20 protein-coding genes and 1 riboswitch are annotated in these 19,007 nt (G+C 73.3%); of the genes, 13 read left to right on the top strand and 7 right to left on the bottom strand.

What is annotated here, in order from left to right; genetic code table 11:
• Nucleotides 1-49 precede the first annotated feature (49 nt).
• From murI to rdgB, 4 genes are read left to right on the top strand one after another with little or no spacing between them, the layout of a single operon-like run.
• Entirely contained in the window at nt 50-853 is an 804-nt protein-coding gene (gene murI / locus OERS_RS06050) for a glutamate racemase (RefSeq protein WP_056650490.1), read from the top strand.
• Nucleotides 853-1,728 carry an MBL fold metallo-hydrolase gene (locus tag OERS_RS06045; protein WP_068625117.1) on the top strand — a complete coding sequence of 292 codons (876 nt, stop codon included), beginning with the start codon at nt 853-855 and terminating at the stop codon, nt 1,726-1,728. The genes murI and OERS_RS06045 overlap by 1 nt, the downstream gene beginning before the upstream one ends.
• A 19-nt stretch (nt 1,729-1,747) precedes the next feature.
• A complete protein-coding gene (rph, locus tag OERS_RS06040; protein ID WP_056650494.1) occupies nt 1,748-2,506 on the top strand; it encodes a ribonuclease PH in 759 nt (252 codons plus the stop codon).
• A 14-nt stretch (nt 2,507-2,520) separates the two neighbouring features.
• The gene (gene rdgB / locus OERS_RS06035) at nt 2,521-3,192 is read left to right on the top strand and encodes an RdgB/HAM1 family non-canonical purine NTP pyrophosphatase (protein ID WP_068625140.1); all 672 of its coding nucleotides are present in this window, start codon (nt 2,521-2,523) and stop codon (nt 3,190-3,192) included.
• A gap of 301 nt (nt 3,193-3,493) precedes the next feature.
• On the opposite strand, the gene OERS_RS06030 is transcribed toward rdgB, so the two are convergent.
• Complete coding sequence (locus OERS_RS06030; RefSeq protein WP_082849084.1) at nt 3,494-3,910, bottom strand: DUF3054 domain-containing protein; 417 nt, start codon at nt 3,908-3,910, stop codon at nt 3,494-3,496.
• 145 nt (nt 3,911-4,055) lie between these two features.
• Here OERS_RS06030 and OERS_RS06025 point away from each other — a divergent pair, with 145 nt between their 5' ends.
• Nucleotides 4,056-5,756, top strand: a complete 1,701-nt coding sequence (locus tag OERS_RS06025; RefSeq protein ID WP_068625116.1) for an ABC-F family ATP-binding cassette domain-containing protein — start codon at nt 4,056-4,058, stop codon at nt 5,754-5,756.
• Nucleotides 5,757-5,766: 10 nt separating this feature from the next.
• On the opposite strand, the gene ppk2 is transcribed toward OERS_RS06025, so the two are convergent.
• The 5 genes from ppk2 to OERS_RS06000 form a co-directional block, all read right to left on the bottom strand.
• A complete protein-coding gene (ppk2, locus tag OERS_RS06020) occupies nt 5,767-6,621 on the bottom strand; it encodes a polyphosphate kinase 2 (RefSeq protein WP_068625115.1) in 855 nt (284 codons plus the stop codon).
• Nucleotides 6,622-6,732: 111 nt separating this feature from the next.
• A complete protein-coding gene (locus tag OERS_RS06015; RefSeq protein WP_231907803.1) occupies nt 6,733-7,413 on the bottom strand; it encodes a Pr6Pr family membrane protein in 681 nt (226 codons plus the stop codon).
• Nucleotides 7,410-7,979 (bottom strand): NUDIX hydrolase family protein, encoded by a 570-nt coding sequence (locus OERS_RS06010; protein WP_056650504.1) that lies wholly within the window; start codon nt 7,977-7,979, stop codon nt 7,410-7,412. The genes OERS_RS06015 and OERS_RS06010 overlap by 4 nt, the downstream gene beginning before the upstream one ends.
• 120 nt (nt 7,980-8,099) lie before the next feature.
• On the bottom strand, nt 8,100-9,734 hold the full coding sequence (locus OERS_RS06005; protein ID WP_068625114.1) for a pyridoxal phosphate-dependent decarboxylase family protein: 1,635 nt from the start codon (nt 9,732-9,734) through the stop codon (nt 8,100-8,102).
• Nucleotides 9,721-11,139, bottom strand: coding sequence for an MFS transporter (locus tag OERS_RS06000; protein WP_231907802.1), 1,419 nt, complete (start codon nt 11,137-11,139; stop codon nt 9,721-9,723). The genes OERS_RS06005 and OERS_RS06000 overlap by 14 nt, the downstream gene beginning before the upstream one ends.
• Before the next feature lie 157 nt (nt 11,140-11,296).
• Here OERS_RS06000 and trxA point away from each other — a divergent pair, with 157 nt between their 5' ends.
• Complete coding sequence (trxA, locus tag OERS_RS05995) at nt 11,297-11,686, top strand: thioredoxin (protein ID WP_056650509.1); 390 nt, start codon at nt 11,297-11,299, stop codon at nt 11,684-11,686.
• 73 nt (nt 11,687-11,759) lie between these two features.
• Here trxA and OERS_RS05990 read toward each other — a convergent pair whose 3' ends face one another.
• Nucleotides 11,760-12,506, bottom strand: coding sequence for an NAD(P)H-dependent oxidoreductase (locus OERS_RS05990; RefSeq protein WP_082618387.1), 747 nt, complete (start codon nt 12,504-12,506; stop codon nt 11,760-11,762).
• A 58-nt stretch (nt 12,507-12,564) separates the two neighbouring features.
• Between OERS_RS05990 and OERS_RS05985 the strand changes: the two genes are divergently transcribed.
• From OERS_RS05985 to OERS_RS05955, 7 genes are all read left to right on the top strand, one after another.
• Nucleotides 12,565-13,137 carry a TetR/AcrR family transcriptional regulator C-terminal domain-containing protein gene (locus tag OERS_RS05985; RefSeq protein WP_068625113.1) on the top strand — a complete coding sequence of 191 codons (573 nt, stop codon included), beginning with the start codon at nt 12,565-12,567 and terminating at the stop codon, nt 13,135-13,137.
• A gap of 172 nt (nt 13,138-13,309) precedes the next feature.
• Nucleotides 13,310-13,516 (top strand): dodecin family protein, encoded by a 207-nt coding sequence (locus OERS_RS05980; protein ID WP_056651409.1) that lies wholly within the window; start codon nt 13,310-13,312, stop codon nt 13,514-13,516.
• Between the two features lie 241 nt (nt 13,517-13,757).
• Nucleotides 13,758-14,066 (top strand): 50S ribosomal protein L21, encoded by a 309-nt coding sequence (gene rplU, locus OERS_RS05975; protein ID WP_191789147.1) that lies wholly within the window; start codon nt 13,758-13,760, stop codon nt 14,064-14,066.
• Between the two features lie 75 nt (nt 14,067-14,141).
• Complete coding sequence (gene rpmA, locus OERS_RS05970; protein WP_030151568.1) at nt 14,142-14,399, top strand: 50S ribosomal protein L27; 258 nt, start codon at nt 14,142-14,144, stop codon at nt 14,397-14,399.
• Nucleotides 14,400-14,490: 91 nt separating this feature from the next.
• The gene (obgE, locus tag OERS_RS05965; protein ID WP_056650519.1) at nt 14,491-16,020 is read left to right on the top strand and encodes a GTPase ObgE; all 1,530 of its coding nucleotides are present in this window, start codon (nt 14,491-14,493) and stop codon (nt 16,018-16,020) included.
• Nucleotides 16,021-16,374: 354 nt separating this feature from the next.
• On the top strand, nt 16,375-17,517 hold the full coding sequence (gene proB / locus OERS_RS05960) for a glutamate 5-kinase (protein WP_068625112.1): 1,143 nt from the start codon (nt 16,375-16,377) through the stop codon (nt 17,515-17,517).
• A gap of 168 nt (nt 17,518-17,685) precedes the next feature.
• Nucleotides 17,686-17,796: riboswitch (SAM riboswitch) on the top strand.
• 88 nt (nt 17,797-17,884) lie between these two features.
• Nucleotides 17,885-18,991, top strand: a complete 1,107-nt coding sequence (locus OERS_RS05955) for an LLM class flavin-dependent oxidoreductase (protein ID WP_068625111.1) — start codon at nt 17,885-17,887, stop codon at nt 18,989-18,991.
• Nucleotides 18,992-19,007: the final 16 nt, after the last annotated feature.

Genomic DNA, 19,007 nt, shown 5'->3' with positions numbered 1-19,007 from the left:
GGGGCGCCGGAGACGTCCAACCCGGGTGGGCGGCACTAGGCTCGACCCCGTGAACGACGCACCCATCGGCATCTTCGACTCGGGAGTCGGGGGACTCACCGTCGCCCGCTCGATCCTCGACCAGCTGCCGAACGAGTCGCTGCTGTACATCGGGGACACGGCGAACAGCCCGTACGGGCCCAAGCCGCTCGCCGCGGTGCGAGCCATGGCGCTCTCGATCATGGACCAGCTTGTCGACGAGGGCGTCAAGATGCTCGTCATCGCGTGCAACACGGCGTCGTCCGCGGTGCTGCGCGACGCGCGCGAGCGGTACACGGCGCGCTACGGGATGCCCGTGATCGAGGTCATCCTGCCCGCGGCGCGCCGCGCAGTGGCGGCGACCCGCACGGGGAACATCGGCGTGATCGGGACGCGGGGGACCATCGAGTCGCGCGCCTACGACGACGCGTTCGCCGTGGCCCCGGGGCTGCGGCTCACGTCGCAGGCCTGCCCGGAGTTCGTCCGCCTCGTCGAGGCCGGGGTGACCTCGGGCCCCGAGGTCCTGGAGATCGCGCACGAGTACCTCGCACCGGTGCGCGCCGCCGGGGTCGACACCCTGGTGCTCGGCTGTACGCACTACCCGCTGCTCGCGGGCGCCATCTCCTACGTCATGGGCGACGAGGTCACGCTCGTCTCGAGCGCCGAGGAGACCGCGAAGGACGTCTACCGCACGCTCGTCGCGCACGGCCTCGAGCGCTCGCGCGAGGCAGGTGCGCCGCGGCACCGCTTCCGCGCGACCGGGAGCGCCGAGCCGTTCGACCAGCTCGCGCGCCGGTTCCTCGGGCCTGAGGTCTCGCTCGTGGAGGCCGTCTGATGCGGCTGGTCGTCGTCGGCTGCTCCGGCTCGTTCGCCGGCCCCGACTCTCCTGCGTCCTCCTACCTGGTCCAGGTGCCCGCCGCGGACTCGCCGGACGGGCGGGAGTGGAACCTCCTGCTGGACATGGGCAACGGCGCGCTCGGTGCGCTCCAGGGGATCCTCGACCCGCGCCGGCTCGACGCGATCGGCCTGTCCCACCTGCACCCCGACCACTTCGTGGACGTGTGCGGGCTCTACGTGTACCTCAAGTACCACCCGGACCGGCTCACGGCGGCGGCCGCCTCGGGCACGGGAGCGGCCGCGGCCTCCGGCGCCCCTGGTGGGTCCGCCGACCAGGCCACGGCGGGCACGCTGCCCGTGTGGGGCCCCTCGAACACGGCCGAGCGGATCGGGGCGACCTACGGCCTGGAGGCGGGGGAGTCTCTCGAGTCCCAGTTCGACTTCCGGGCGTGGGTCCCGGGGCAGGTCGTCAGTGTCGGCCCGCTCGAGATCGAGCCGTTCCGCGTGTTCCACCCGGTCGAGGCCTACGGCGTGCGCGTGACCGGGCCCTCGAGCCTGGCCCCCGGGGAGCGGGTCACGCTCGCGTACACGGGCGACACCGACGTCTGCGACGGCGTGGTCGAGCTGGCCCGTGGCGCCGACCTGCTCCTGGCGGAGGCCGCGTTCCACGAGGGACGCGACGACGCGGTCGACCGCGGTATCCACCTCACGGGACGGCGGGCGGGCGAGGTCGCCACGGCGGCGGGCGCCAAGCGCCTGGTCCTCACCCACCTGCCCGCGTGGAACGACAAGCGGGCCGCGCGCGACGAGGCCACCGCGGTCTACGCGGGGCCGGTCGACCTCGCCGCGACGGGCCGGGTCTTCACGCTCTGAGCCCGGATAGGCTGGCTCCATGACTTCAGCCTCCACCTCCCAGACCGTCCGCGCGGACGGCCGCGCGCCCGACGAGCTCCGTCCCGTCACGATCACCCGGAACTGGCTCGACGCCGCCGAGGGCAGCGTGCTCGTCGAGTTCGGCCGCACGCGCGTGCTGTGCGCGGCCTCGTTCACCGAGGGCGTGCCGCGCTGGCGCAAGGGCTCGGGTCAGGGCTGGGTCACGGCCGAGTACTCGATGCTCCCGCGCGCGACCAGCACCCGCAGCGACCGCGAGTCGGTCAAGGGCCGCATCGGCGGGCGCACGCACGAGATCTCGCGCCTCATCGGCCGGTCGCTGCGCGCCGTGATCGACGTCTCGGCGCTCGGCGAGAACACGATCGTGCTCGACTGCGACGTCCTGCAGGCCGACGGCGGCACGCGCACCGCGGCCATCACGGGCGCGTACGTCGCGCTCGCGGACGCCGTGACCTGGGGCAAGAAGCACGGTGCGATCAAGGGCGGCAAGAAGGTCCTCACGGACTCGGTGTCGGCCGTGAGCGTCGGCATCATCGACGGCACGCCCATGCTGGACCTGCCCTACGTCGAGGACGTGCGCGCGGACACCGACATGAACGTGGTGGTCACGGGCTCTGGCGACTTCGTCGAGGTGCAGGGCACGGCCGAGCACGCGCCGTTCAACCGCACCGAGCTCGACGTCCTGCTGGACCTCGCCCTCCACGGCACGTCCGAGCTCGCGATCATCCAGCAGCTCGCGCTCGACGAGGCGTCGCGGTGAGCGCTGCGTCCGGCGTGAGCGTCCCGGCCGGCGCACGGCTCGTGCTCGCGACCCACAACGTGGGCAAGCTCGCCGAGCTGCGGGCCATCCTCGCGGCCCAGCCGGGCCTGGACCTGCCGCCCGAGGCCGTGGTCTCGGCGGGCGAGGTCGGAGCGCCGGAGCCCGTCGAGGACGGCGTGACGTTCGCGGAGAACGCGCTCATCAAGGCTCGCGCGCTGGCTGCGGCGACGGGCCTGCCCGCCGTGGCGGACGACTCGGGGCTCGCGGTCGACGTCCTGGGCGGGGCGCCGGGCATCTTCTCGGCACGCTGGTCCGGTCGTCACGGCGACGACCAGGCGAACCTCGACCTGCTGCTCGCACAGCTCGGTGATGTTCCCGCCGGGCACCGGGCCGCAGGCTTCGTGTGCGCGGCCGCGCTCGTGACGCCGGGCGGGGGAGAGTGGGTGCGCACCGGTGAGATGCGCGGCACGCTCCTGACCGCCCCGCGTGGCGAGGGCGGGTTCGGCTACGACCCGATCCTGCTCCCCGACGGCGAGACCCGCTCGGCCGCCGAGCTGTCGGCCGCGGAGAAGAACGCGATCAGCCACCGCGGCAAGGCGTTCCGCGCTCTCGCGCCGCAGGTCGTCGCGGTGCTCACGGGGACGGCCGTCGACGAGGTCCAGGTCCAGGTCCAGCCGCTCGCCTGAGCTGCGCGTGGCGATGGCCTGCCTGGTCGCCGGGGTGCCCCGGTCGCCGGGCCACAGGTCGGATCGGCGACGAGCGTCCGAGCGAGCGTGACCTCCGGATCGCGCTCGCTCGGACGTCGAGCCGCACGTCGAGAACGACGTTCCGTGCGCTCGACCACGATGTTGCGGCCGCCAGACCGGGCAGAACGATCTCCACCGCGTTCTCGGCACCAGGGGGTGCAGGGCATCGAGCGGTGCCCGGTCACGAGACGGGCTGCCTGCCCCCGCGCAGCGGGCGCCCCAGGTCACGAGACGTACGGCCCTACCGGCGCCCGCGCAGCGTGACCACCAGGAGCGCGACGAGCCGCCAGCCCACGAGCGTCGCGAGCAGGAACGCTGCCGACACCACGAGGAACGCGGTCGCCAGCCCTTCGCCCGTGGCCCAGCGCAGCGCCATCCCCACGACCCACGTCGTGACCCACAGCACGAGGCCCGTCGGCCAGGCCGCGAACGGCCGGCGCCACGCGCGCAGCAGGACCCAGCCCGCGGCGAGGCCTACGAGGAACGGCCAGGCGATCGACAGGACCGCGGTCAGCGGGCTGTCCGCGGAGTGCGTCGCCCGGCCTCCCGCCGCGAACGCGAGGACCGCGACGACGTCGAGCACGACGGCCAGGGCGACGACGCCCGTCCGGACGGTCGGGCGGGTCGGGTTCGGGGCGGTGGCAGGCGTCGAGGTCATGGCCACGACGCTACCGGAGCACCACCCTCTCCTGGCTCCCCGCGGCGCCCTGCCCGCTGTCGCGCGGGCCACGTCCACGGCCGGGACGAAGGCCAGGCTGGAGGCAAGTGCGCGCTCGCCCGTCGGCTCCCTCTAGGGTTGACCCGTGCACCTGGCTGTCGACGACCTCTCCTTCTCCTACCCCGGACGCCCCGTCCTCTCGGGCGTCTCCCTGCGCGTCGCCCCCGGCACGCGCCTCGGCGTGGTCGGTGAGAACGGCAGCGGGAAGTCGACGCTCCTGGGCGTCCTGGCCGGGACGCTGCCGCCCGGCGGAGGTGACGTGCGCCGCCAGGGCTCGCTCGCCGTCGTCGAGCAGGAGCTCGTCCCGCTGCCCGGTCAGACCGTGGGCGACCTGGTCCGCGACAGCCTCGCGACCGTGCGCGCCGTGGGAGCGGAGCTCGACGCCGTGACGCGCGACTTCGACCACGAGCACGGCAGCCTCGCCGAGCTCTCGGACGTCCTGGCCCGCGCCGAGCACCTGGCCGTGTGGGACGCCGACCGTCGCGTCGAGGTCGCGCTGTCCCGGCTGGGCGCGTGCCGCGACCCGCACCGCGAGCTCCTGACGCTCTCGGTCGGCGAGCGCTACCGCGTGCGCCTCGCGTGCCGCCTGGCCGAGCGCAGCGACCTGCTCCTGCTCGACGAGCCGACCAACCACCTCGACACGAGCGGCATCGACTTCCTCACGGGCGAGATCGTGGCGTGGGGCGGCGGGATCGTCATGGTCACGCACGACCGCCAGCTGCTCGACGACGTCGCGACCGAGATCCTCGACCTCGACCCCGCGATGGACGGCAAGCCCGTCCTGTACGGGCAGCCGGGCTACCTCGCCTACCGCTTCGCCAAGAACCAGGCCCTGCACCGGTGGCGTCAGCGCTACCGGGCCGAGCGCAAGCGTGCCGAGAAGCTCGCCGAGCGCCTCGACGCGTCGTACGAGGGGCTCTCCGACGAGTGGCGACCCGCCAAGGGGAGCCAGAAGCACCGTCGTGCGACGCACGCGCGCATCCACGTCAAGGCCGCGGACCGGCTCGTGCAGAAGCTCGAGGCCGAGGCCGTCGAGGTGCCCGTGCCCCCGCTCGAGCTGCGCTTCCCCGACCTGCTGGCCATGTCGCCCGGGTGGGCTCCCGACCTGTCGCTGCTCGAGGTGCGCAGCACGCGCGTGGACGCGGGGCAGCGCGAGCGTCAGAGCGAGCCCGGCGGCCGTCCCGACGGCGACGACGTCCCGGCTACCGCTGCAGCACCCGCCGGTGCCCGGCTCGATCTGCCCGGGACGCGCATCGCGATCCCGCCGTCGGGACGGCTGCTGATCACCGGGCCGAACGGGTCGGGCAAGTCGACCCTGCTCGCGGCGCTCGCGGGAACGGTCCGGCTCGACCGCGGCACGCGGTCCGTCGCCGAGGGGGTGCGGGTCGGGATCGTCGCGCAGGAGGGCCCCGCGCTCCCGCCGGGCGCCGAGGAGCGCACGGGCTTCGAGGAGTACGCGCAGGAGGCGCTCGACCTGCTCTCGGCCGGAACGCTCGACCCGGACCACCTGGTACCCGTCGCGTTCCTCGGGCTGCTGACCGAGGAAGACCTGGACCGCCCGCTGCGCGAGCTGTCCGCGGGGCAGCGTCGCCGCTTCGACCTGGCCCGCGCGCTGCTCGCGGTGCCGCACGTCCTGCTGCTCGACGAGCCGACCAACCACCTCTCGATCGACCTGGTCGACGAGCTCACCCAGGCGCTGCGCGTCACGCCTGCGGCCGTGGTCGTCGCGACGCACGACCGCAGGATGCGCGAGGACTTCGCGGACTGGCCCACGCTCGAGCTCTAGAGCGCGCCGCTCAGAACCCGTTCTCGGGGTCGCCCAGGAGCTGGGCCACGTGGTCCGGGACGTAGTTCGCCAGCTCGCGCGGCGGGCGCACGTAGCTGCTCGACGCCTGGGGGCGGTCGGGCAGCACGACCTTGTCGTGCGGCACGTCGACGTACGGGATGGTCGAGAGCAGGTGGGCGATCATGTTGAGCCGGGCGTTCTTCTTGGAGTCCGACTCGACGACGAACCACGGGCTCTCGGGGACGTCGGTGTGCACCATCATCTCGTCCTTGGCGCGCGAGTAGTCCTCCCAGCGGTGGATCGACTCGAGGTCCATGGGGCTCAGCTTCCACTGACGCACCGGGTCGGACAGGCGTGAGCGGAAACGCTTGAGCTGCTCGGCGTCCGAGACCGAGAACCAGTACTTGCGCAGCAGGATCCCGTCGTCGATGAGCATCTCCTCGAAGACCGGGGTCTGGCGCATGAAGCGCTGGTACTCCTGGGGGGTGCAGAAGCCCATGACCTTCTCGACGCCTGCCCTGTTGTACCAGGAGCGGTCGAACAGCACGATCTCGCCCGCCGCCGGCAGGTGGGCGATGTAGCGCTGGTAGTACCACTCGGAGCGCTCGCGCTCGGTGGGCGTGGGCAGTGCCGCGATGCGGGCGACGCGGGGGCTGAGGTACTGCGTGATGCGCTTGATCGTGCCGCCCTTGCCCGCGGCGTCACGACCCTCGAAGATCACCACGACCCGAGCGCCCGTGGCCTGCGTCCACTGCTGGAGCTTGACGAGCTCCGCCTGGAGCCGGAACAGCTCGGCCTCGTAGACCTCACGGGACAGGGTCGGGGCCTTGTCCTTCTTCGACTTCTTCTTCGACGTCTTCGACATGGCGACACGCTACCGCCGCCAGGGGGCCGCCCCGGCAGGCGCGCGAGACGAGCGGTCCGGGCCGAGCGGGTGAAGATCAGGACGTCTCGCGAGCCCGACGGGACGCGGCCGTCAGCCCTGCGCGGGGGCCGGCTCCATGCGCCGGTCGATCCAGCCCAGGAGGGCCGCGAGCCCCAGGAAGACCACGGCCACGATGCCCGTGTTGACCAACGCCTGCGGGTACCCGATCTGGGTCACGTCCATGAACGGGTAGGGGTACCAGCGGGAGAACGCTCCCTGGACGAAGATGTAGACGATCCACGCGAGCGGAGCCACGACGGACCACCACACGGTCGCGGTGTCGATGCGCGGGCGCGGGCCCACGACGAGCCAGCCCACGACCGCGAGCAGCGGCCCTGCCTGGTGCATGAGGAGGTTCGTGAAGAAGCCGGCGACGCTCAGCTCGTTGAGCCCCGCGAGCACGGTGTTGTAGACGATCCCGGTCACGGCGATGCACAGCAGCGCGTCGAGCCGCGCGACGCGGAACACCTTCCCGTCGCGCAGCGGGTCCACGAGGAGCAGCGCGCACGTGACCCCGACGAGGATGTTCGACAGGATGGTGAAGTAGCTGAAGAAGTGGACGACGAGGTCCACGGTGGTGTCGCCCGGGAGCGGCCCGCGCCCGAGCGTGCCGAAGAGCTCCCAGACGACGCCGACGAGCGCCATGGCTGCGACGACGCCGTGCCACCAGCGGGCAGCCGTCAGGCCTCGCCATCCGGTGCTCGACGGCGAGGCGACCCGCGCCGTGCTCACGTGAGCCGGCCGACGTACGCCATGGCCTGGCGCAGGAGCGTGCCCTGCCCACCGTGCATCTCGAGCTGCACCTGGTCGCTGCACGCCTGCTCGGGCGTGAGCCACGCCAGCTCGAGCGCCTGCTGCTGGGGCTGGCAGTCTCCCGAGACCGGGACGACGTACGCGAGCGAGACCGCGTGCTGACGCGGGTCGTGGTAGCCCGTGATGCCGGGTGTCGGGAGGTACTCGGCGACCGTGAACGGCTGGGGGGAGGCCGGGACGTGGGGGAGGGCCACCGGGCCCAGGTCCTTCTCGATGTGCCGCAGCAGCGCGTCGCGGATCCGCTCGTGGTACATCACGCGCCCCGACACCAGGGCCCGTGTCATCTGGCCCTCGGGCGTCACGCGCAGGAGCAGGCCCACCGCGACGACGTCGCCCGAGTCGTCGACCCGGACCGGGATGGCGTCGACGTAGACGAGGGGAAGGTGCGACCGTGCGGCCGCGAGGTCCTCGGCGCTCAGCCACCCGGCCGGCTGGGGGAGCTCACGGGAGAAGTCGTCGGGCGGGAAGTCCGCGGTGTCCGTCACCCGACTGTTCTACCACCCGCGCCCGTCCCGTGCGCTGGACCGCGGGCGACGGGACCCCGACGGGAGGGGCGCCGCGGCGTCTCGTCGAGCGAGCACCGCGACGCCCCTCCGCCCGGGGCCTCAGTCCTCCGCGGAACCGGGAACGGGCTCGGCGAGCCGGGCGATGAGCTCGACGAGCAGGCGCTCGCTCACCGCGGGCGGCAGCGCCTCGACGAGCGCCAGGAGCGGGGCCATGGGCCCCGTGCCGGGCTCGGGTGCGTCGCCTCCGCGCGTGTCGGCGCCCCCCAGCACCGTGCGCTGCACGAGCTCCCAGGCCGTGGCCGAGTCGAGCGACCCGAGCGCGGCGACCGCGTCGGTGGGTTCGACGCCCGGGGCGAGGGTCGCGAGCAGCCCAGCGAGGACCTGCTGGGGGTCGGGCCGCGGCACACCGCGCACGGCTTCCGCGGCGTCGAGGAGCGCGGCTCCCAGCCCGCCGACGACGCCAGCCGTCACCGGGGTCACCGTGAAGTGCGTCGTGTGCGGCAGCCGCGAGCCGTCGGGCTGCGTGAAGCCCGGCTGGGGCTGGAGCACGAACCCGCTCGCGCGCACCGCGTCCGACCACACGTGCGGGTCGATCCGGCGGTCGGCAGGGACGGACTCGTCGGTCGCGACCGCCACGAGCGGCCCCACCGGGAGCCCGACGACCCGCAGGCCCTCGATCGACCCGAGCACCTCGTGCAGGGCGGACGTGGCTCCCGCGCAGCGGGCCGTCACGGCCTGGTAGCCGGGCACGCCGAGCGCCTGCGTCACGGCCCAGGCCGCAGCGAGCGGCCCCGCCGACTTGGAGCCCATGATCGTCGAGTTCACCACGGGGTAGCCGGGCCAGCGCGTCGTCGCGAACAGCTGGTGGCGCTGGCGGTCGCGGTCGCGTGTCAGGAGGACCGAGGTGCCCTTGGGGGCGTACCCGTACTTGTGGACGTCGGCCGAGATCGACGTGACGCCCGGGACGCGGAAGTCGAAGACCGGGACCTGGGCTGCGGCGTCGGGCCAGAAGGGCAGGACCCAGCCGCCCACGCACGCGTCCACGTGGACCGGCACGCCCAGGGCGCTCGCGGCCGCCGCGACCTCCTCGACAGGGTCCACGACCCCGTGCGGGTAGGAGGGCGCCGAGACCACGACGAGCGCGACGTCGCGTCCGTCGCCCACGGCCTCGGCCAGGGCGGCCGGGTCGGCGCGGCACGACGCGGGGTCGACGGGGACCAGCACGAGCTCGAGCCCCAGGTAGGCCGCGGCCTTGTGGAACGCGGCGTGCACGGTCGTGGGTGCGACGACGCGCAGCGCGAAGCCGAGCGTCGCGAGCGTGCGCGGCGACCCGTCGGCCTGTGCCGGCTGGGCGGCGAGGAACGCGTCGCGCGCGGTCTTGACCGCCAGCAGGCAGCTCTCGGTCCCGCCGGACGTCACGGTCCCGACGACGCCGCTCGCGTCCTGCGCGCCCGTCCCGTGCAGCATGTCGCGCGCGAAGGACACGAGCTCGCGCTCCATGACCGCGACCGACGAGAAGGTCGTGGGGTCCAGGGCGTTGAGCGGCTGGACCGCGCGGATCGCGTCGCCGGCGAGAGCGTCGAGCTCGGCCAGGTCCGGGTCGTAGACGTACGAGAGCACGCGGCCCCCGTGCGTGGGGGCGTCGGCCGCACGCAGTGCTGCGAGGCGGTCGAGGATGCCCTCGGCCCTCAGGACGGGCGGGGCGGGCAGGGGGGTGTCGTCAAGGGCGCTCATGCGCGGCGGACTCCTCGGTGGGCACGTCGATGTCGCCCCTGCGCAGTCGATAGCGTACGAGGGCGACGAGGCTCAGCGCGACAAGAACCGCCGGGACCAGCGAGAACGAGAGCGCGATGCCGTCGATCGCGGCGCTGGACTGCTCGGGCGTGACGCCCGCGCTCGAGGACTGGTAGCCCGTGACCCACTGCACGAGGCTCAGCAGGCCGGCGCCGAACGCCATGCCCGTCGTCTCGCCCGCGGTCCACACGCCGCTGAACGCCCCACCACGGTCGGCGACACCAGGTGTGGTGCGCGCGTCGTGCGCGATCACGTCGGGGAGCATCGCGAGCGGCAGGGCCTGCATGCCCGCGTAGCCGACGCCCGCGAGGGCCGTGGGCAGGTAGACCCAGGCGCCCGGGGCCCACGCGAGGGGCACCATGCACAGCGTCGCGAGCGCGAACAGCGCGCTCGCCAGGACGAAGCTGCGCTCCTTGCCGACGCGGCGCGCGAGCCGGTTCCAGAGCGGCATGACGAGCAGCGCGGGGGCGATGAGCGCCGCGAACAGCAGGCTCACCGCGAGGTCCGACTCCAGGACGTACGTCGCGACGTAGTTCGCGGCCGCGAGCATGAGGCCCGTCGCGAGCGCCTGGAGGAAGAACGCGGTCAGCAGCACGCGGAACGGCTGGCTCCGGCGCAGGGTCGAGACCGCCTCGGCGACCGCGATCCGGAAGGCCCCGAGCGCCGAGACCGCCGCTGCCGGGGCTGCGGCCTGCGCGCCCGGGGGGAGCGGCGCCGTCGGGCCTGCTGCGCGTGCGCCCCGCGGGGCCACGCGCGACGCGACGAACATGCCTGCCCCGATGACCAGGCCCGCGACCACGCCGAGCGTCAGGTACCCGGACAGCGAGCTCGTCTCGCCGCGCAGCACCGGGCCCCCGGCCCCGAAGAGCAGGATCGCGAACGCGAGCGTCGCCACGCGCCAGCTGATGAGGCGCGTGCGCTCGTCGTACGTCGGGGCGATCTCCGCGGGCAGCGCGATGTACGGGACCTGGAACATCGAGAACGCGGTGGCCGCGAGCAGGAACGCGACCAGCACCCAGATCGAGGCGGCCACGGTCGAGGCCCCCGCCGGCACGGCGAACGTCAGCGCGAAGAACACCGGGATCGCGACCGCGCCGATCGTCATGAAGCGCCGCCTGGACCCGGTGCGCACTAGGTCGCGGTCGCTGCCGTACCCGATGAACGGGTCGATCACGACGTCCCAGACCTTGGCGCCGGTGACGACCAGGCCCGCGACCGCGGCCGGGACGGCGAGCGCGTCGGTCAGGTAGTACAGGAGCATGAGGCCGGGCAGCGTGCCGAACCCACCCGTGCCGACCGAACCGATGGCGTATCCCGCGATCGTGCGCGGCCTGAGGCGTTCCACGCGCCACAGCCTAGACGTGACCTCGCTCACGGCCGTGCAGGCTGGGCTGACGGGGAGGGTCCGAGCCGGCAGCACGCGCGGACTCCCGCCCGCCGCGCCGGGAATACCCGGCCGCGGCAGGTTGCTGCACCTGGTGAACCCCTCAGGAAGGACCTTCATGGCAACCCAGGAACTCACCGGCGCCACGTTCGAGCAGACCATCAAGGACAACGACATCGTCCTGGTGGACTTCTGGGCGTCGTGGTGCGGCCCGTGCCGCCAGTTCGCCCCGGTGTTCGAGGCCTCCTCGGAGACCCACCCGGACGTCGTGCACGGCAAGATCGACACCGAGGCCGAGCAGGGCCTCGCGGCCGCGGCGAACATCACCTCGATCCCGACGCTCATGGCGTTCCGCGAGGGCGTGCTCGTCTTCTCGCAGCCCGGCGCGCTCCCCGCACCCGCTCTCGAGCAGGTCGTCGAGGCGGTCAAGGGCCTCGACATGGACGACGTCCGCGCCCAGATCGCCCAGGCGCAGGCCGCCGGGTCGAACGGTCAGGCGGACGCCTGACGCTCCGGCGCACGCAGCTCGACGAAGGACCCCGGCTCCGGCCGGGGTCCTTCGTCGTCCCGGGGTCAGGCGCTCAGGCCGCGGGCCCGACGGGCGTCGGGCTCGGCAGGGCGTGCCGCGCGGCCTCCTGCGCGTCCAGGTCGCGGCGGCGCCGGACTGCGCGGTCGCGGACGGCTCCCGACGGCTCGGGGAGCTCCGCGGCGAGGCGCTCGAGGCGCCGGAGCCAGCGCTCGCGTCGCGCCGGCGAGACCTGGGCGACGCGCGCGTGGTTGACCCACCGGACCCGCCGCACGCCGAGCTGGCCGAAGACCCCGCGGGCGACGACCCGCTGGACCGGCGCGCCGAACCACGTGCGGTAGAGCGGGCCGGGGGTCGTCATGGTCGTCACGAGCGTGACCCCCGAGAGCCCGAGCAGGCCCTGGAGAGCCCCGACCCTGTTCTCGGTGTAGGCGAACCCGGGCACGAGGACCTTGTCGAAGAAGCCCTTGAGACGCGCGGGCATGACCTCCCACCAGACCGGGTGGACGAGGACGAGGTGGTCGGCCGCGGCCAGCCGCTCCTGGTACTCCGCGGCCCGTGGATCCACGGTCCGTCCCTCGCGCCATGCGCCCAGGTCCGCGCGCCGGACCACGGGATCGAAGTCGTCGAGGTCGAGGTCGATCACGTCGACCTCGTGCCCGGCCGTCGTGGCGCCGCGGATCGCGGCTGCGGCGAGCGCCCGGCTGTAGCTGCCCTCGTAGGGGTGGTCGATCACGAGCAGGACGCGCATCAGAGTCTCCTTAACGTCGTTCAATCTAACAGCGTTAGAGTTGCTGAACATCGTTAAGGTGTCAAGGTGTGGTGGTCCGGACGTGCCGGGCGCGCGAGGAGGTGGAGCGGTGGCCGAGCGGCTCGACCGGCAACGGGTGGTGCGGGCGGCGCTCGCGCTGCTCGACGAGGTCGGCCTCGACGGGCTGACGCTGCGCCGGCTCGCCCAGGACCTCGACGTCAAGGCGCCCGCGCTCTACTGGCACTTCGCGGGCAAGCGCGACCTGCTCGACGAGATGGCGGCCACCATGCTGCGCGACCTCGTCGAGGGCGCGGCCTGGGACGAGGCGGTGGCTGCGGGGGCGCCCTGGCAGGAGTGCGTGCGCGAGTCCGCGACCGCCCTGCGCGAGATGCTGCTCTCGCACCGCGACGGGGCGCGGGTCTTCAGCGGGACCTTCGTCACCGACGAGTCGCTGCGCGGCGCGGTCGAGGTGCCCATGGGCATCCTCACGGCGGCGGGGTTCGGGCCCGACGGCGCCGCGCGCGCCTGGGGGACGCTGCTCGCCTTCGTCCTGGGCTTCGTCGTGGAGGAGCAGGCCGCCGACCGGCGCGAGCTCGACCGCTCGCAGGCGGCGGCGTTCGAGGAGCGGTTCGTGTTCGGGGTCGACGTGATCGTGGCGGGGCTCGCGACGCGGCTCGGGTGACGGCCGGTGCCGAGGCGCTCGTCGGCGGCCCCGTCCCGCCCGGCCTCGGGCGGCCGGATCGCACGCCGGCGGACGATCCGGTCGCTGCGCTGGCGACCCGCGGGGGCGCGGAGGATCGTGGAGGGGAGCGCGGGCGCGACGGGGCGCCCGCCCGACGATGACGGAGGACGTCATGAGCGGCTCGGTAGCGCGCATCACCCAGATCAGTGCACGGTCCGACGTGAGCTTCGACGACGCGGTCAAGACCGGGATCGAGCGGGCGAGCGAGACCCTGCGCAACCTCACGGGCGCGTGGGTCAAGGAGCAGAAGGTCGAGGTCAGGGACGGGAAGATCGTGGCCTGGCAGGTGGCGCTCGAGGTCACGTTCGTCCTCGACTGAACCCGGTCCTCGAACGGGGGGCCGATCGCCGCGCCCGGGCGTGCCGACTTGACCGGCGGGCCCGGGTGCGGCTATTTGACCCTGCGCCTGGGATTCCGTAATCTTGAACGTCGGTGCGCTCGGTGCGCACTGGTCCCGTGTGCCCATGGACAGGTCGCACTCGCACGCACAGGTGTGTTGAGTCCTGCCAAGACGGCCAGACATGGCGAGCACGCCAAGACTAGAAGAGATGAGCAACAACGTGGTGTACGCGATCGTCAAGGCCGGTGGCCGCCAGGAGAAGGTGTCCGTCGGCGATATCGTCGTCGTCGACCGTCTGTCGGCTGGTGCCGGACAGTCCGTCGAGCTTCCTGCGATCCTGCTGGTGGACGGGGAGAAGGTGACCCACGACGCTGCGGCGCTCGCGAAGGTCAAGGTCACTGCTGAGGTCGTCCGGGACGAAAAGGGCCCGAAGATCACGATCCTCAAGTACAAGAACAAGACCGGCTACCGCAAGCGCCAGGGTCACCGTCAGCAGCTGACCCGCCTCAAGGTCACCGGCATCAAGTGACTTCCCTCGGTGGCTCGTGAGAGCCGCCGCAGGTGATCCCACCCCCTCTTCTTCCAGCACGAAAGCAGGTTCGACATGGCACACAAGAAGGGCGCGAGCTCCTCGCGCAACGGTCGTGACTCCAACGCCCAGCGCCTCGGCGTGAAGCGCTTCGGTGGCCAGGTCGTCAGCGCCGGCGAGATCATCGTCCGCCAGCGCGGCACCCACTTCCACCCGGGCAACAACGTCGGTCGCGGTGGCGACGACACGCTGTTCGCCCTGACCGCCGGCGCCGTCCAGTTCGGTACGCGCCGTGGCCGCAAGGTCGTCGACATCGTCTCTGCCGAGGCCTGATCCACGACGCTGCACATGCTTGACAGGAGGGGCGCACCGACGCGGTGCGCCCCTCCTGGTGTTCTTCCCCCCGCTCGAGAGGACCCTTTCCATGGCCACGTTCGTCGACCGCGTCGTTCTGCACGCCTCCGGCGGTGACGGCGGAAACGGCTGCGCCTCCATCCGTCGGGAGAAGTTCAAGCCGCTCGCCGGCCCCGACGGCGGCAAGGGTGGGGACGGTGGGAGCGTGCGGATCGTCGTCGACACGCAGACCACGACGCTCCTCGAGTTCCACCACTCGCCGCACCGGCACGCCGCGTCCGGGACCCAGGGCAAGGGCGACTACCGGGAAGGTGCCAACGGTGAGGACCTGATCCTGCGCGTGCCCGACGGCACCGTGGTCAAGGACCGTCAGGGGAACGTGCTGGCCGACCTCATCGGCGAGGGCGCCGAGTACGTCGCCGCTGCGGGCGGTCGCGGCGGCCTGGGCAACCACGGCCTCGCCTCCCCGCGCCGCAAGGCCCCGGGCTTCGCTCTCCTGGGCGAGCCCGGCGAGGAGGTCGACTTCGTCCTCGAGCTCAAGTCGATCGCGGACGTCGCGCTCGTCGGCTTCCCGAGCGCGGGCAAGTCCTCGCTCGTCGCCGCGATCTCGGCCGCACGACCCAAGATCGCCGACTACCCGTTCACGACACTCGTCCCGAACCTCGGCGTGGTCCAGGCCGGCGACGTGCGCTTCACGGTCGCCGACGTCCCGGGCCTCATCCCCGGTGCGAGCGAGGGCAAGGGGCTCGGGCTCGAGTTCCTGCGCCACATCGAGCGCACGGCCGTGATCGTGCACGTGCTCGACTGCGCGACGCTCGAGCCGGGCCGCGACCCCATCTCCGACCTCGAGGCCCTCGAGGCCGAGCTGGCCGCCTACTCGGGCGACCTCGACGGTTCGGGCGTCGTGGGCGGACTGCCGCTCAACGAGCGCCCGCGCCTCGTCGTGCTCAACAAGATCGACGTGCCCGAGGCGCGCGAGCTCGCCGACCTGGTCCGCCCCGACCTCGAGGCCCGCGGCCTGCAGGTCTTCGAGATCTCGGCCGCGAGCCACGAGGGCCTGCGCCAGCTGACCTACGCGCTCGCCGGGCTCGTCGACACGGCGCGCCGCGAGACCCCCGCGCCCGCTCCGGTGCGCACGATCCTGCGCCCCAAGGCCGTCGACGACGCCGGGTTCACGGTCACCCGCAAGAACGCGGGCGACGGCACGTTCTACTTCGAGGTCCGCGGTGCCAAGCCCGAGCGGTGGGTCCGTCAGACCGACTTCGCGAACGAGGAGGCCGTCGGCTACCTCGCGGACCGTCTCGCCCGCCTGGGCGTCGAGGAGAAGCTCTTCAAGGCCGGGGCGGTCGCCGGCGACGAGGTGCGGATCGGGTCCGAGAAGAACGCCGTGGTCTTCGACTGGGAGCCCACGCTCATCACCGGCTCCGAGCACCTCGGCGGACCCCGCGGCACCGACCTGCGCTTCGACGACCACTCGCGCCCCACGCGCAACGACAAGCGTCGCGAGTACAACGAGCGCATGGACGCCAAGGCCGAGGCCCGCGCAGAGCTCTGGACCGAGCGCGAGTCCGGTCACTGGACGGACCCCGAGAAGGACTGACCTCCGGACACGGTGCCGCAGCGACGGGCCGAGCGGTCGGGTGCCCCGACGCCCGACTCCCGCGCCGATGCCGTCGCCCACGACGTCCGCCCGCAGGGCGGGTACGGCCCCTCGGGTCGTGCCCGCCCTGCGGCGTACCGGTCGAGCGACGACCACCGCCCGGGTGGGACGGGAGCGGGAGGTGGGCGACGTCGTCGGGCGGGCTCACGCCGGAGAAGCTGTCAGAAGTGCACCGGGCCATGCGCCGGTGCAGTTCTGACACCACGGCGCGACAGGGTCCATGTCGTCTCACCCCGGGGTGTCACACGGTGACATGACTCCGCGCCCGGGCGCCCGGCGCGCGATGATGTCCCGGTGAATGCGCTCTCCGCACGCTCCCAGGTCGCCACGGCCCACCGGGTCGTCGTCAAGATCGGCTCCTCCTCGCTCACCGGACCGGACGGGCACCTCAGCGTCCCGGCCCTGCACGCGCTCGTCGACGTCATCGCCGCGCGGCACGCCGCGGGCGGGCAGGTCGTGCTCGTGACGTCCGGGGCGATCGCGGCGGGGATCGGTCCGCTCGGCCTCAGCGCCCGACCACGCGACCTCGCCACGGCCCAGGCCGCGGCCTCGGTGGGCCAGGGCCTCCTGGTCGCCCGGTACGCCCAGGCGTTCGCCGAGTACGGCATCCGCGTGGGGCAGGTCCTCCTCACGGCCGAGGACACCATCCGCCGCGGGCACTACCGCAACGCGCAGCGCTCGCTCGAGCGGCTCCTCGACCTGGGCGTCGTGCCCGTCGTCAACGAGAACGACGCGGTCGCGACCGACGAGATCCGCTTCGGCGACAACGACCGCCTCGCGGCGCTCGTCTCGCACCTGGTCCGCGCCGACGTCATGGTGCTGCTGACCGACGTCGACGGGCTCTACGACGGCCCGCCCTCGCGCCCCGGCACCCAGCGCATCCGCGAGGTCCGCTCGCCGCTCGACCTCGAGGGCATCGAGGTCACGGGGCGCGGCAGCTCGGTCGGGACGGGCGGCATGCTCACCAAGCTCGAGTCCGTGCGCATCGCGACCGGCTCGGGCATCCCGGTCGTGCTGACCAAGGCCGCGAACGCCGAGGGCGCGCTCGCCGGGCGCGAGGTCGGGACCTGGTTCGCCGTGACGGGCAAGCGCACCACGCGCCGACGCCTGTGGCTCGCGCACGCCGCGCGCACGCGGGGGCGCCTCGAGCTCGACGAGGGGGCCGTGACCGCGGTCCTGGGCGGGCGGGCCTCGCTGCTGCCCGCGGGCGTGGTCGGGGTCACGGGCGACTTCGACGCGGGCGACCCCGTCGAGCTCGTCGCGCCCGACGGGCGCGTGATCGCGCGCGGCCTCGTGGCCTTCGACTCGACCGACATCCCCGACCTCCTCGGCCGCTCGACGCACGAGCTGCGCGACAAGCTCGGCGAGGGCTACGACCGCGAGGTCGTGCACCGCGACGACCTGGTGCTCGTGGGGCGCAGGCGCAAGGCGTCCTGAGGGCTGCTCGCGGCGCGCTGCAGCGCGGACGCGGCGCTCGGTCCCACGACGGGGCCCGGAGACCTGGAACGGTCTCCGGGCCCCGTCTCTCGTTTGCGTTGTCTCATGGAGTGGGACGCCGCTCTCACTCCTTGACTGCACGGCGCCGGGAGGCTTTCCTGTGCGGCAGGTGAAGAGCGCCAGCGCCAAGACCCGGCTCGCTGGCCAGCAACCCTTCGATGTGACGGGGTGCTCCGGGCAGGACCTGACCGCGCCGACAGGTCGCGGTAAGCACACGACGTGACGAACGACCCCCGTCCACGGGTTCCTGTGGCGTGCCCGGGGACGGGCGGGACCCGCACGTCGTCCGACCGAAGGACGCACCACCGTGAGCCAGAGCACCCCGGCGATCTCCTCGCTGGCCTTCCTCACCCCCGGGAACTTCCCGGACGACGACCCCGCCAGCGGTCTCGAGGCGACGCTGCGGCTGTTCGAGCGCGCCGAGGCCTGGGGGTTCGACGGAGCGTGGGTCCGCCAGCGGCACCTCGAGCACGGGATCTCGTCGGCGACCGTCTTCCTCGCTGCGGCGTCCCAGCGCACGAGCACGATCGAGCTGGGGACGGGCGTCATCCCGATCGGGTACGAGAGCCCGTTCCGCCTCGGGGAGGACCTCTCGACCGCCGACGTCCTCGCGCAGGGGCGCCTCCAGGTGGGCCTGAGCGCGGGCCGTCCGCCGCACGCCGACCTGATCGGTGACCTGGTCTTCGACGGGGACTGGGAGTCCCACGACTTCTCGCACGCACGTATCGAGCGGCTCGCGGCCAACCTGTCGGGCGGCTTCATCGGCGACGAGGACACCGTGGTGCACTCGCCCGGGAACGTCCAGCGTCCCCGGCTGCAGCCGCACAGCCCGGGGCTCGTCGACCGCCTCTGGTACGGCGCCGGCTCGCGCCGGTCGACCGAGTGGGCCGCGCGCAACGGGCTCAACCTCCTGACCGGGAACATCGTGGCAGGCGAGGAGTCGGACGACTTCGTCACCGCCCAGCTCGCGAACCTCGCCGCCTACCGCGCGGGGCGCGGCGGCGGGCGGACCACGCGGGTCGCGCTCGGGCGGGTCATCGTGCCGACCGACAGCGCCGACGCCTCGTCGCGCCGACGCTACCGAGCCTTCGAGGAGTCGCGCCGAGCCCGGACCCTCGCCCCGCAGGGCGAGCGCCGGACGCTCTTCGCGCCCGATCTCGTGGGGCCCAGCGAGGAGATCCTCGAGGGGCTCGTGGCGGACGCCGTCGTGGGCGAGGTCAGCGAGCTGCGCCTCGAGCTGCCCTACGAGCTCAGCGACGAGGAGTACGAGCAGATCCTGCACGACGTCGCGACACTCGTCGCCCCGGCCCTCGGCTGGACGCCGGCCACGGGCCGTGCGGGAACGGCCGGCTCGACCGTTCCGGGATCGCCGCTCGTCGAGCGGACCGCCGCCGCCGTCGCCGTCGGCGCCTGACGGAGGAGGAGAACCA

Origin of the sequence: Oerskovia enterophila, from assembly GCF_001692445.1 — a bacterium.
Lineage (GTDB): Bacteria > Actinomycetota > Actinomycetes > Actinomycetales > Cellulomonadaceae > Oerskovia > Oerskovia enterophila.
This window is presented reverse-complemented; position numbering and strand designations above follow the sequence as displayed.

Coding starts and splice junctions, on each gene's coding strand:
- OERS_RS06030 (WP_082849084.1), bottom strand. CDS start 3,910: ATGACCTCGACGCCTGCCACCGCCCCGAACCCGACCCGCCCGACCGTC.
- ppk2 (WP_068625115.1), bottom strand. CDS start 6,621: ATGTCGAAGACGTCGAAGAAGAAGTCGAAGAAGGACAAGGCCCCGACC.
- OERS_RS05990 (WP_082618387.1), bottom strand. CDS start 12,506: ATGTTCAGCAACTCTAACGCTGTTAGATTGAACGACGTTAAGGAGACT.
- rph (WP_056650494.1), top strand. CDS start 1,748: ATGACTTCAGCCTCCACCTCCCAGACCGTCCGCGCGGACGGCCGCGCG.
- obgE (WP_056650519.1), top strand. CDS start 14,491: ATGGCCACGTTCGTCGACCGCGTCGTTCTGCACGCCTCCGGCGGTGAC.
- rpmA (WP_030151568.1), top strand. CDS start 14,142: ATGGCACACAAGAAGGGCGCGAGCTCCTCGCGCAACGGTCGTGACTCC.
- OERS_RS05980 (WP_056651409.1), top strand. CDS start 13,310: ATGAGCGGCTCGGTAGCGCGCATCACCCAGATCAGTGCACGGTCCGAC.
- OERS_RS06045 (WP_068625117.1), top strand. CDS start 853: ATGCGGCTGGTCGTCGTCGGCTGCTCCGGCTCGTTCGCCGGCCCCGAC.
- OERS_RS06005 (WP_068625114.1), bottom strand. CDS start 9,734: ATGAGCGCCCTTGACGACACCCCCCTGCCCGCCCCGCCCGTCCTGAGG.
- trxA (WP_056650509.1), top strand. CDS start 11,297: ATGGCAACCCAGGAACTCACCGGCGCCACGTTCGAGCAGACCATCAAG.